This window comes from Halalkalibacter sp. HAAS-P013, assembly GCF_056619925.1.
Genome location: NZ_JBWQTU010000010.1, coordinates 36,489 through 48,982, shown reverse-complemented (window position 1 = coordinate 48,982; position 12,494 = coordinate 36,489). Strand labels below are relative to the sequence as shown.

Genomic DNA, 12,494 nt, shown 5'->3' with positions numbered 1-12,494 from the left:
TTAACTGGTGGGTGCTTTTTCTGTTTAAAAATACACTATGAGGTGAGTATATAATGTTAAATATTACAGCGATTAAGGAACAGTACCAGCTATCTGACTCACACGTTTCTTTATTAGTTCATGGTTTAGAAAAACAATCGAAAATAGGAAAATCTTTAACTGTTAAGGATTTAGAAGACATTGCAAAAGGTTCTAACGGTGTGCCTATTCATTGCAGTTATGAGGAAATAAATAACGGTGAATTACAGCAACAGGTAACAGTTACCACAGGTAAGCTAATTGAAATGATTGAGGATTTAGCTGATAAGAAGTTAGTAGAAGTAATTGAACTAAGTAACAGAAAACTTATTTTTGTTGTACCTAGCCTAATCAAATCCCTTTACGGTGTGTAGATGATGAGTAAATACGGTATTATCAATAAACAAACTGGTGAACTAGTACGAGATATTGATTTACAAACTGAGGCACAGCGTGAAGCCTATAAAAAGAAATTAGCTATTGAAGAAAAGAAAGAACAAGGACGATATAATCAGAAACATTTTACAGTGGCTTACATGAATAGTCTTAGTGAATTGGCTACTTTCTTAACTCAGGAAAAACTATCTAACAGTGATTATAAGACTTTAGGAAGGGTGCTTTATTTGATTACCTATACAGATTTTAAGACAAACGTTTTAACAACTAGCACTGGCGACAAGGGAACACCCTTAACTAAAACTGATATTTATAAGCTGGTAGGGCTGGATGATGCGAATAAACACAAAAGACAACGTAAGGAATTGATTGAGTTTATTGAACGATTCAATCTTATCTATAAGAGTAAAAAAGGTGAATTTGTTGTTAATCCTGAGTTTTTTAAAAAGGGAAAATCTACATTAAGTAACTTTGTAAAGGTCTATAGTAATTCGATTAGAGAAAGTAATATTAAACCTGATGATTTAGGCTTAATCTTTTTACTTATTCCCTTTATGGCTAGGAATAATTTTCTAGCTGTGAACCCTGAGGATGCTGAAAAGGACTTAGACTTAATTACTGTATCTGAGTTAAGTAAATTGCTTAACATTCCTGTTAAGACACTGAAAAGACGTATAGAACGCTTAGAGGTACTAGGTACAGCGTTTATTACTCGAATAGGATTTGGTAAGAATGTGCATCTAATGGTTAATCCTATCGTGTTCTATAGGCAGGATGGTAAGCCAAGTAAAGAAATAATTAAAATGTTTGAGTTAATGGAAAACAATAGACGAAAAAAATCAAAAAAGTAAGAGGCTGTACAGTAACTAATAACGCTGTACAGCTTTTTAATTACAAAAATAAGAGGAGAGGTGAAAGTTATGTTAAGCGATAAACAAAAACTAGTCGCAAGAATTTTAGTAGAAGAACCACATTTACAACGTCAACAGGTAGCTGATAAAGGCGGTGTAGCGGTCTCATCTATTTATAACTGGTTACGAAATGAGGAATTTCAAGCGTTTAAAAATGAACTAGCCTTAGAGGTTCATAAAGCACATGCTGACGAGGTGTTGCGTGTTTTGCGTGAACGTGCTTTAAGTAAAAAGGAAATTGCTAACCAAAGTAAGTACTACGAAATGTTACTAAAATCAATGGGCTTACTTACTGATAGGCGAGAAGTTACAGCCACTGTTAAACGTGAGAAATCAGAAGATGAGTTATTACGTGAATTAGACTCATTAGAGGATAACGAAGATTATCTTCAATAAGTAAGTAGATATAAAAAATTAAGGAAAATTAAAGGGTGTGTGTAAGCTGGTTCCTTATTCACTCACTAGGTTACTAGTAAACATTCAAAACATTTATATCTACAGGTTAAATCATCATAGTCGTGATTAGGTAACTGTTCTAACATTTACGGCATTCAGTAGGAGATTATTTCTATTGAGTGTCTCTTTTTTATGTCTGTCTTTATGGTTGAAAAAAACGAACGCTAGGGAATAGCAGCGAGTACTTTTTTCCACTAATAACCGAACGTTCTTTAATAAAAATGGGGGTCAAAAATGTACCATTTCTCTTAAAATGGGGGTCAAAAATGCACCGTGTGGATAAGTGGGTTCACGCTTAGAGGCTGTAAGTATGAGGGCTGTTTTGCCTAAAGAAATCCTTCTTATCTTATAGAGGGTATTACATTAAACATTACTATCAACGTTAAGAAAAACCAAGACCCCAGCTATAACATTACAAGGGATTTTCTAACGAAAACCCTTTCCATGTTACACGCTGTTTTATTAGCTAGTACCTAGAGAATTTAATCTAATAACTCTATCAATAAATAGTGTCGTAGCGGTAGCGGAGGCACACGGAGGGCTTTAGCCCGTAGTTAATAACGCTAATACCTTTTATAACTATTAAATCTAACTAACATTACAGGAGGAATTACAGTGACACAGAATAGAACAGTTAAAGACGTACAATTACTAACTAACGAACAATACCAGCAATTATTAGATAAGAAACATGAGGGGAAAATTAAACTAGTAGACAATTACTTAAACCTTAACGCAACAGTAGTACATCAGTGTGTAGACTGTTCAAAACATTTCTTTCATGTACCTAAGTATTTATTAAAAGATGAGTTTAGTAAGGGGTGGCATGTTTGTTATAAGAACCGTGCCTCACTTCCTGAAAAGTACCATAAAGTAAAAAATGTTAAGGCTAAAGAGACTAAGGTAGAACGATTATTACAGCTAGTGGAGATATTAAAGGTAACACCTGAGGCTACTAATAAACAGTTATCTCAGGCTATGAATTTAAGTCTTGATACGATTTATCAGTATAGAAAAGAGATAAGAGATAAGAAAATGTTATAGGGAAAAGGTTAAGGGATTAGGGATATGGGCTATTATTATAAGGGATGTTACTAAAATTTGGAGAGAAGGAAAGTGTTACCTTAATCGTGAAAATGCATTAAACTTAATTGGAAGTATTGCAACTAAAACGAATGAAGAGGGATTATCACTATGAAGAACAGAATCGCTAAAATTATCAGAGGGCTTGCTTGGTTACAAGCTGTATTAGGATTTGCAGTAGGCTTATACTTGGGTGGGTCAACTGCTTTATATTTCAATTGGGAGTTAGCAGTTTTATACTGGTTTCCGACATTTCTTGTAGCACTATTCTTCTTTTCAGTAGCTGAAGTTATCCACCTGTTACAGCGAATTGCAGACGGTGTAAATCCACAGTTAGCGAACGAGAAAAAGGTAGAAGCGGACAAAGAATAACGATTTCAAAAGGTTGTTAACTTTTAAAATTTCTAAGTGTAAGTTGGCAACCTTACTGTATAAAATCTATACGGTAATATCCTTTTTTATTTGTACTTACAGTAGTTGAAGTAAGTTAAGTTAGAGTATGTAAATTGAAAGTAAGTAACTGTAATAGGTGAGTTAGGGCGTTAATATTGACGTTAATTAACTGGTGAGTGACATTATAGTACTGTAGTGAACTGTAGTTATGCCCCTTTGTCGCCCCTCCTAGACAGTGCCATAAAATACCCCCAGTCTGATTATTAGTCACCAGTAACAGCCTCTAAACGCTTTTATATCAGTACTTACAGTTAATTAAGGGTAATGGTAAAGAACAGTTACAAACAGTGTAGAACTGGTTATTAGTTAAAGACGATAATCTATCACTTATTCCAATGTAAGAAATTAGATAAAAACTTACATTCGTTTCGCTGTAAATACTGGTGTTATACTAGTTTTAGTGTTAAACTACCTTTAGATGATAAAATCGTACATTCAAAACATTGATTTTATTGATGTTAAGGCGGATACATAAATTAAAGGTGGTTTTACACATGACAACGACTAACCATATTAAAGACGTTCAACCTATTAGAAGTAAACAGCAGTTAGATGATATGAAATGGTCATTAAAAAGGTTTTGCGGTGAACGTGATTATATACTATTCTTAATTGGTATTAACACTGGTTTACGTGTAGGGGATTTACTTAAATTAAAGATTAGTGATGTTAGGCGAAAAAAGAAATTAGTTATTCAGGAAGGTAAGACAAAAAAACCTAGAACGATTAACCTAACTAATATCTATGATGAGGTACAGGATTACATAAAGACTATAAACGGTTCTGAGTGGCTTTTTCCTAGTCGTAAGGGTGATAAGCCGATAACACCGACACAAGCGTATAGACAGCTTAATAAGGCTGGTGAAATGGCTGATATACCTGAGGGGATAGGAACACATACACTTAGAAAAACGTTTGGCTACTGGTTCTATAAACAGACTAAAGATGTAGCTAAGTTACAAAAGATATTGAATCATTCTCACCCTGATATAACGCTTAGATATATTGGTATAACTGATGAGGAAATAGAACAGGATTTAAACAGCTTTGTACTGTAAATAGAGGTAAGGAAACAGGGGCTAACATCTTAAAGGGTGTTAGCTTCTTTTTTTATAGGGGTGCACTTTTAAAATAGAGGGCAATAATTTTAATAGGGGTATCTTTTCTAAATTAGACACTGATTACAGCATTAACACCAGTACTAATATTAGGTAGGGTTATGTTATTGAATATATATTTTCAATAGTACAGGGCTACATATTTAGTACCTGTTTCTAGTGGCTATATTGACACTATATAGGCTTAATTAAATAGGGTAGGGGTGTGTTTAATGTGTTTAATGTTAGATAGAGACTATTGTTTAATATGAGGGCTTACAGGACGTTCTAACAGCTTATTTAAACAGTGGGCTAACAGCTACAGCTAACACACACTAACAGCTTTATTTTAATTTTGTTTTTTTAAAACTTTCTTTAACTGAAACACATACACTACACACACAGATTTAATTATCTTTAGTTACATAGTGGGATACAGTGAAGGGGGTATAGGGGGAAGCACCCCTCTTTATTCCCTCAGCTTGTACCTCTACCATTTATACAACAGATTTCTGTAACTCGGCAGGACTAACAGTTAATTACAGCCTCTACAGTCACCTCAGTATCTAAAACTAATACCCCCCTATTTCATTTTAGATATTGAATTTCCCTTTAAAAAATTTATAGTAGGGATTTTAAAACATTGAGTACATTATATTAGTTACATTAGTTACAGCCGTTACATTTATTTATAAGTTATTGTCTTGTCATTTTTCTAAAGTGAAGAACTTTTATAACGATTCTTTAAATATATAAACAAGTATATTTAAGGAGGGATAGAAAATGATAAGGCTAGTAATAGATATTATTCTAATCGTTATACAGATTGTCTTAATGTGTCTGTAGTCATTAGTTAGTTAGTTAGTTAGTTAGTTAGTTAAAAGGGGTGTACTTAATCTTAGTACATTCCTTTTTTATTCCCTATTTACACTATGTCGTAACTGTACAGTCATACAGTCGTTAACTAATTTTATCTAATATCACTATGTACAGTTTCAATATATCGTAATTTAATAGGAAAAGGACAAAAAAAAAGACCCACTAATAACTAACGTAAGTAGTAAAGTCACCAGTGGGTAAACAGTGGGTAAAAATATATATTGACACCTTATTTACAGTATGTACATTGTTGCTGTGGGCTATTCTGCTACATTTAACTTTTCTTAGTAGGGTAATTGTATTACTAATTGTAAAATAAAACCCCCTCTTTAAATCGCAGCTAGTACTTTTTTTATTTTAAATGTCCTTTTTCGGCTGGTTTCAGGTAGTACTGTCTTGTAAGACAAAAACACATTACTGGGGGCTATACACATGAACACACTAACAACACCAACTAAAGAACTAATCGAACAGGTTAAACAATTAGAGTATATAGAACAAATGTTGCTACATGATATGATTACTTATCAACATGAAACAGGATTATTATATAATTTAAACCATTTGAAATACTTTGTTTGTATGTTGAATGATGTTCTTGAGGATAGAGAGGAAGAAGGTGAACAAGCCGTTACTGAGGACTTTATAGTATTACCTTCTGAAATAATTGAGGATTTCACCTTATTCTATAAAGTGGCTAGGAACTTACATGATAGAGGCTTAATCAGGTTTAATAATGGTTTTAGTGCTAAGTTCTACAGCGTAAAAAGTGAGTTAGTAAATGATGAACTAATAGAGGTTTTAGAGGCTGAGTTATTTGAAGGGTAAACAGAACTAACAAGGGGTGTAACTGGTTAACGGTTATGCCTCTTTTTTTTTCTGTAACTGACCTAACTAGAAGAGATAGTAAATAATTAAAAAAAGCACCTATTTTAAGTGCTTTTCTCCTTCTGCATCTTCTGCATATTCCATTAACTTTATTATCTCTTCACCTAACATTTTATATGCTTTTCTAAAATCATTAACATTTATCTCCACTTTGCTATTAGGAGGAAGTTCTACACCATGGTCATATACACTCATAAAGGAACTACTTAAAAGCATCTCTTCTATTTTATATATAGAGTCTCTTATTTCATCAGGTAATATTGTGAGGTAACGATTTAAAAACATGGTGACTTCTTCACTTATTTCTTTTTTAATAATATGAACCAACTTCATGTAATGAACGTTTTTCTCTATAGGCTTATAGATATTACGATTATCTATAATATTTATTAGTATAGGCTTATTCGCAAAATCAGAATCAATATAATTATCTATGTTCTCAACTAATTCCCTAACATCCTTACTTTTCACCTCTAAATTAGACGGCTTTTTAGTTGTAATATGAACATATTTTAAAGCTAATTTAGTTACAAAAGTATTATATTTACGTTCAGATAGCTTTTTAAATCTATTCCATGTCTTTTCCTTTTCGTGTTGCTTCAGTATTTTATCTATTATATGTATTACTACAAATATTCCAATCACTTCTACTAATAGGCTAATTATTACGCCTTTATAAAAGTCTTCATTTACCCCAAAGAATGCCACTTGTAATAAAAATATTGAGATAAAACACAACAACAAAAGAACTCCTAGTTTCCTTTTCACTCTGTACACCCCCTAAGCAAAAATTGTATTTTTTGTAAAAGTATGTACCTATAATACTACAAATATATATATATCGTTGTTCAATCTAAAAAAACAATAGTAGAAAAAATGATAGTCCTTGTTATTTTTAGAAAAAAGTACTATAATTTAAATTATAATTAAATCGTGTGAACAGATTGCAAGTAACATACTACAATTACTGTAGAATTACTTAATATCACTGGTTTCAACGGTAATTAAAAGATAAGATTAGGATATATGACGACTCAAAATCGTGTTCCTTCTGGAGTGTCGGTTCGACCCCGACCACCGGTACTTGAAAGCTACTAATACCAAGACTTCAACGTTATGTTGAGGTCTTTTTTGTTGGCTCTATAATATTTGTTGGGGTTAAGAAACAAATATGAGCATAAAAAAACACGCAAACTTCCAATTCTTTTATACTTGAGTTGACTAGAAACAAGTAGAAAGAATGGAGTTGCGTGCATATGAATTTTACCATGAATTTTCCTGGGTTAAAAGATGTACTCATTACGAAAGTTGAAGAGGTTGGAGAGATCGTGCGTCTTTATGTGGAGATGGAGCGGAAAGTACACCGTTGTCCTAAATGTCAGAAGAGGACAAAAAAAGTTCATGATTATCGTATTCAAAAGATCAAACATTTAAAGTGGATTGAGAGGCAAACACAAATTTTTTATAAGAGACGCCGTTATGTTTGCGATTGTGGGAAAAGATTCTCTGAGAATAATTCGTTTGTAGAGCGATACCAACGTACTTCTATTGAGTGGAACCAGGCAGTTGCTATTCGAGCGATCAAAGGAAAAACGTTTAAAGAAACAGCTGAGAATTATGGAAGTTCTGCCACAACCATAGTTCGCCGGTTTGACCAAATTTCAGGCAGTGAAATTCGCCCTGTAGAGGAATTACCAGCTGTTATTGCGCTTGATGAATATAAAGGAGATACAAAGGAAGGGAAATACCAGCTGATTATAGCTGACGCAGTGACAAAAGAACCTTTAGATATTCTGCCCAATCGTTATAAGCGTACGATTAAAGATTATCTAAGAAGACATGGAAGTAAGGTCCAGATGGTGATTATGGATATGAGTCCATCCTTTAAAGCTGCTGTTCAAGAGGCTCTGGGAAGGCCAGTTATCATTGCAGACCGCTTCCACTTTTGTAGGTATATCTACTGGGCGCTAGATGGAGTAAGAAGAAGGGTACAAAAGGACTTTCATGCATATGACCACAAGAAGTGTAAGCGAATGAAACATGTATTCCACAAGGAAAAAAGCAGGCTTACAGAAGAAGAGCGTTGGTACTTGGATCGTTACTTAAAGATGTCAACAGAGCTTAAAAAGGCATATGAATTAAAGGAAGCCTATAAGGACTGGTTTAAACGTTCCAAAGAAACAGGCGCGACCCAAATGGAAAGAGTTAAAACGGAATTAAAAGCGATCTATAAATTAATTGAGAATTCAGGGATACCAGAAATGTGCAGGGCTATAAGTACCTTCAAAAATTGGCAGACGGAAATCCTAAATAGCTTTGCGTATGGCTATTCAAATGGATTTTTAGAAGGGATTAATAATTCCACAAAAGTGTTAAAGAGAAATGCATTTGGTTTTAGAAGCTATGAACGCTTTCGAGCAAAGATATTATTAACACATAAGTATAAAAGAATTGGGGTTCACATCGGTTAATGTTGATTTGTGGGGGAACGAGAAATTACCTTTCATTCGGTTGAAGGATGGTACCATCCTTCAACCGAATGAAAGGCCACCAAGCGTAGCGCGGTAGCCCTTCACCCCAACATTTGACGGAGAACCTTTTTGTGTTAGTGGTTTAGAAAACCCCTGGCTATGCCGGGGGTTCTAAAGAGCTTCTAGCGTGGTATTAAAAAAACCTCACTTCATGGTAGGATAAAGTTGGTTTCCCGACCACTTCATCTCACCATAGAAGGAGGTATGCCCTGTGAAGGACATGAATAGTTTAGCACACACAACATGGAATTGTAAGTATCACATAGTATTTGCTCCAAAATACAGAAGACAAATCATATATGGAAAATATAAAAAGAGCATTGGACAAATCATAAGAGATTTATGTGAACGAAAAGGTGTAATGATCCATGAAGCAAATGCTTGTCCGGATCACATCCATATGTTGGTAAGTATTCTCCAAAGTTAAGTGTATCTCAATTCATGGGTTACTTAAAAGGAAAGAGTAGTCTCATGATATTTGATCGACATGCCAATTTGAAGTATCGATATGGGAACAGGAAGTTCTGGTGTCGAGGTTTCTACGTTGATACAGTGGGCAGAAATAAAAAGCAAATACAAGAATACATTAGAAATCAGCTAAAAGAAGACTATATGGCTGACCAGTTAACATTGTTCGAAGATTATGACCCATTTACAGGTGAGAAAAATAAGAAGAAATAAAGAAATTCTTTAGAATTAGTGAGTGAATGTGGTGCAGGCGGGAAACTTTATCAGTGGGCCTTTAAGGCCAAGGCCGGTAAGAGAGGCTTTCAGCCGCAGAGCAAACCACCAGTTCACACTGGTGGTTTTGATTGTTCTCTTAACACGATCAAAATAATTAAAAATCGTATGCGTCGAATCGTGTGCTTAGGAGGTAATTATGAAAAGACGAAGAGAACTAACGGAAGAAGAATTACGGATAATTAAGAAGAAAATTAATGATGAAGAAGCATTTATGAAATTCTTTAGAGATTGTTATCTCAGAAATTTAAGACTAGCAACAATAAAGTACTATAAAAATGAGTTTCATGCTGCTAAGAAATGTATGAACAAACAGTTAGTTGATTGTGAACAAAACGATATTGAAGAATTAATTTTAAGCAGTAAAAAGATAATGAAAGTAACTACTATAAATACTCGATTACGTGCTTTACGATCGATATTTAACTATCTTTATAAGAACAGACTTCTAGATCAAAATCCTATGAAAAACATTAAGTTGCTGAGAGACAGACAAAAGACAATTGAGACTTTGGATAATAAGGAGATAGAACTTTTAATAAAGACAATTCGGAAACAGAAAAATTTTGTGGGTTTTCGTGATGAAACAATATTGCTTGTTTTTCTTGATACTGGAGTTAGATTAGCTGAGTTAGTTGGAATTGAAGTAGATTATATTAGAGGAAACAAGATCATTATTAGAAAAACGAAAAACTTGTTTGAAAGAGTTGTTTATCTTTCTGAAACTGCTCAAGAGCAACTAGAAAGATATATAAAGCTCAGAGGTAATATTGAAACTAAGAAACTGTTTATTAATCATGACGATCAGGAGCTTAAGCCTCATAGTATTCAAACAAGGTTTACGAAGTATGGCAAAGAATCAAATATAACTAAGAGAGTTAGTCCACATACTTTCAGACATACAATGGCAAAGCGTATGATAATGCAATACTAGGCAGGATTTACTTATATTCAGAAAAACCTTTGGAGGCACAAATCATGAGAGCACTAAAACAACTTGTTCGGTTAGTTGGGAGCAGGCCCTATCATGTTTGTTTCCTGTTGTTATTTTTGTCTCTTTGGCTTTTACACAAATCATGCCACTTCCCTTGCTGCCACGGGATGACTGGCTGCTCATCATCTGCCTTCTGATATCAGTGGTGGATGGTGTGTTCTGGACTTGAAACACGGGGTGAACTAAAGGTTATCACATTGTTCCACCTTATTGGGCTTGCTCTTGAACTTTTCAAGGTACATATGGGCTCCTGGTCTTATCCAGAGGAAGGATATTCCAAAATTTTTGGAGTGCCTTTGTATAGCGGATTCATGTACGTAAGGTAGTGAGTTATCTTTGCCAGGTGTGGAGGAGGAGGTTGAAGGTTGAAGGTTGAACTGGTAAGGTGGCCACCGTTTTTGATAGTGGTACCTCTTGCAGCTGCGATTTATTTGAACTTGTCATGATTGTCTTTTAGCCATCATGGGTCACATACGAGGTTGCTAGAGCTCGTTACCGTATGCCACTCGAGATTTCTTTTGCGCTCATTGGATTTTTTATCTGGATAGCTGAACATATCGAAACGTTCTTTGGAGCTTGGGAATATCCAAACCAAAACCGATGCATGGAGTCTCGTTCATTTAGGAAAGGTGAGTTCATGGCTCTTATTAGTGATTGTTAGCTTTCTTATAGTAGCGACGTTAAAGCAGATTAAGGGGGAAAATTCCACTAGGTTAGATACTAGTCCATTTTTTATAACTGTTAAGAACCTCCTTTTTAAAGTCGGATCCTTAGCGTAGTAGAATTTGAATTTTTTCAGGTTGAAGTTCTCTTAGTGACAGACATGTTATATGCCAAATAACCTTCCGTAAGGCTGCTTTTGAAAGGTTTTGTGCTATTTAGTTAGAGATAGCGTCTAAAAAGCAATACGCAACCTTTGCAGATTGCGTGAGCTTACTGCAAAGGATAATAAACGTTTCTTAAAATGTTAGAAGATCTAGTTCAGTTTAAACATGATACCTATTACTAAAAAATCAAGCATACATTTTTCTTCGCATAATGGATCATTGGAAAATCATTGCTCCTCTGACTTCTGATCTCTTGCCAGATGTAGTTTACTCTATACTTTCTTGTGTACGAAATCAGTTTTTTTACATCGATTGCTTTGCTTCCCAATACAGCATTTGAATAAATTTCTTCGTGTGAATTCGAATTTGCGAAGCACCCACTCCCCGGTGGTCCTGTAAATCCATCATTTTTTTTTGAACTTGAACAAAATCGAAAAACTTGGAACCGTAATGCTCAAACGTTGGATTCAAATAATCGGTAACTCCGAGGGAAGCGATGTGAGTGAGTGCCTGATGAATGGCTCGCCTGACTCTTTGTTCGGAAGATTTGATTTCTCGTTGAATATCCTCTGTTTTTGCTCTTGGTCCTAATCGTTTTTTAATGATGTTCTCGAAAATAGTCTTTAACGGAGGAAACGTATCCTCTGGTGTAGTTTTTTTCTCATGCTGATACAAATACTCGAGCATCTCCAATAAATCCTTGCTCCCACTTTCTCCAACGATCCCTAATTCAGAGAGTAGAAGTTTACCAGAATTACTGATCCTTTGGTCTTTATTTGGATTTTCATGCATCTTAGGGCTGCTTAACATGTTTAATGATTTTTGGAAATCATAAATCGATTTTTCCAGGCGTACGCGTTCCGTAACTTTTTGCAAAACACTTAGCACTTCCAAGCGATTAATCGGTTTTGTAATGTAATACTCAATTCCGAGAGAGTAAGCTTCACCAATTAACTCTTTTGCTTCTACTTGAGAGATCATAATAACCTTTACGTGAAAATCAGAGCCTAATGCACGGATGGTTTCAATGCCGTCACGAACGGGCATTAACAGGTCAATGAGTAAAATATCAACTTTTTTCCGTTCGAGTAAATTCATATCGATAAATGATCCATCATCACTTTCGCCTACTATTTCCCCTAAATCTCCGTCTTCTATAATTTCCGATAACATGGCGCGAACAGCCGTAGCATCATCAACAATAAAAAAGCGCATACGCA

The 12,494-nt window shown here is 34.6% G+C and carries 11 protein-coding genes and 2 pseudogenes; 11 read left to right on the top strand and 2 right to left on the bottom strand.

The window, feature by feature from the left end; genetic code table 11:
- The first annotated feature begins 53 nt into the window (after positions 1 to 53).
- The 7 genes from AC1FXP_RS14440 (at position 54) to AC1FXP_RS14410 (ending at position 6,121) form a co-directional block, all read left to right on the top strand.
- Positions 54 to 392: a hypothetical protein gene (locus AC1FXP_RS14440; RefSeq protein ID WP_480062566.1), complete on the top strand. Its 339-nt coding sequence runs from the start codon at positions 54 to 56 to the stop codon at positions 390 to 392.
- A 3-nt stretch (positions 393 to 395) separates the two neighbouring features.
- Positions 396 to 1,265: a hypothetical protein gene (locus tag AC1FXP_RS14435; RefSeq protein ID WP_480062564.1), complete on the top strand. Its 870-nt coding sequence runs from the start codon at positions 396 to 398 to the stop codon at positions 1,263 to 1,265.
- Between the two features lie 69 nt (positions 1,266 to 1,334).
- Positions 1,335 to 1,721: a phBC6A51 family helix-turn-helix protein gene (locus AC1FXP_RS14430; RefSeq protein ID WP_480062562.1), complete on the top strand. Its 387-nt coding sequence runs from the start codon at positions 1,335 to 1,337 to the stop codon at positions 1,719 to 1,721.
- Positions 1,722 to 2,396: 675 nt separating this feature from the next.
- Complete coding sequence (locus AC1FXP_RS14425) at positions 2,397 to 2,825, top strand: hypothetical protein (protein ID WP_480062560.1); 429 nt, start codon at positions 2,397 to 2,399, stop codon at positions 2,823 to 2,825.
- A 150-nt stretch (positions 2,826 to 2,975) separates the two neighbouring features.
- Positions 2,976 to 3,236: a hypothetical protein gene (locus tag AC1FXP_RS14420; RefSeq protein ID WP_480062558.1), complete on the top strand. Its 261-nt coding sequence runs from the start codon at positions 2,976 to 2,978 to the stop codon at positions 3,234 to 3,236.
- 575 nt (positions 3,237 to 3,811) lie between these two features.
- Positions 3,812 to 4,375 (top strand): site-specific integrase, encoded by a 564-nt coding sequence (locus AC1FXP_RS14415; protein WP_480062556.1) that lies wholly within the window; start codon positions 3,812 to 3,814, stop codon positions 4,373 to 4,375.
- Positions 4,376 to 5,725: 1,350 nt separating this feature from the next.
- A complete protein-coding gene (locus tag AC1FXP_RS14410) occupies positions 5,726 to 6,121 on the top strand; it encodes a hypothetical protein (protein WP_480062554.1) in 396 nt (131 codons plus the stop codon).
- 99 nt (positions 6,122 to 6,220) lie between these two features.
- Here the strand turns inward: AC1FXP_RS14410 and AC1FXP_RS14405 are convergent, their stop codons facing one another.
- A complete protein-coding gene (locus AC1FXP_RS14405) occupies positions 6,221 to 6,949 on the bottom strand; it encodes a hypothetical protein (RefSeq protein ID WP_480062552.1) in 729 nt (242 codons plus the stop codon).
- Between the two features lie 488 nt (positions 6,950 to 7,437).
- On the opposite strand from AC1FXP_RS14405, the gene AC1FXP_RS14400 reads away from it, so the two are divergent.
- The 4 genes and pseudogenes from AC1FXP_RS14400 (at position 7,438) to AC1FXP_RS14385 (ending at position 11,226) form a co-directional block, all read left to right on the top strand.
- Entirely contained in the window at positions 7,438 to 8,652 is a 1,215-nt protein-coding gene (locus tag AC1FXP_RS14400; protein WP_480062550.1) for an ISL3 family transposase, read from the top strand.
- A 280-nt stretch (positions 8,653 to 8,932) separates the two neighbouring features.
- Positions 8,933 to 9,393: pseudogene (tnpA, locus tag AC1FXP_RS14395) on the top strand (IS200/IS605 family transposase).
- A 199-nt stretch (positions 9,394 to 9,592) separates the two neighbouring features.
- Entirely contained in the window at positions 9,593 to 10,387 is a 795-nt protein-coding gene (locus tag AC1FXP_RS14390) for a tyrosine-type recombinase/integrase (RefSeq protein WP_480062548.1), read from the top strand.
- 44 nt (positions 10,388 to 10,431) lie between these two features.
- Positions 10,432 to 11,226: pseudogene (locus AC1FXP_RS14385) on the top strand (DUF817 domain-containing protein).
- 351 nt (positions 11,227 to 11,577) lie between these two features.
- On the opposite strand, the gene AC1FXP_RS14380 reads toward AC1FXP_RS14385, so the two are convergent.
- The gene (locus AC1FXP_RS14380; protein WP_480062546.1) at positions 11,578 to 12,489 is read right to left on the bottom strand and encodes a response regulator; all 912 of its coding nucleotides are present in this window, start codon (positions 12,487 to 12,489) and stop codon (positions 11,578 to 11,580) included.
- Positions 12,490 to 12,494 lie beyond the last annotated feature (5 nt).

What these genes read in the sequence shown, in the direction of transcription:
- AC1FXP_RS14440 (WP_480062566.1), top strand. Translation starts at nt 54, where the DNA reads ATGTTAAATATTACAGCGATTAAGGAACAGTACCAGCTATCTGACTCA.
- AC1FXP_RS14435 (WP_480062564.1), top strand. Translation starts at nt 396, where the DNA reads ATGAGTAAATACGGTATTATCAATAAACAAACTGGTGAACTAGTACGA.
- AC1FXP_RS14430 (WP_480062562.1), top strand. Translation starts at nt 1,335, where the DNA reads ATGTTAAGCGATAAACAAAAACTAGTCGCAAGAATTTTAGTAGAAGAA.
- AC1FXP_RS14420 (WP_480062558.1), top strand. Translation starts at nt 2,976, where the DNA reads ATGAAGAACAGAATCGCTAAAATTATCAGAGGGCTTGCTTGGTTACAA.
- AC1FXP_RS14415 (WP_480062556.1), top strand. Translation starts at nt 3,812, where the DNA reads ATGACAACGACTAACCATATTAAAGACGTTCAACCTATTAGAAGTAAA.
- AC1FXP_RS14410 (WP_480062554.1), top strand. Translation starts at nt 5,726, where the DNA reads ATGAACACACTAACAACACCAACTAAAGAACTAATCGAACAGGTTAAA.
- AC1FXP_RS14400 (WP_480062550.1), top strand. Translation starts at nt 7,438, where the DNA reads ATGAATTTTACCATGAATTTTCCTGGGTTAAAAGATGTACTCATTACG.
- AC1FXP_RS14390 (WP_480062548.1), top strand. Translation starts at nt 9,593, where the DNA reads ATGAAAAGACGAAGAGAACTAACGGAAGAAGAATTACGGATAATTAAG.
- AC1FXP_RS14380 (WP_480062546.1), bottom strand. Translation starts at nt 12,489, where the DNA reads ATGCGCTTTTTTATTGTTGATGATGCTACGGCTGTTCGCGCCATGTTA.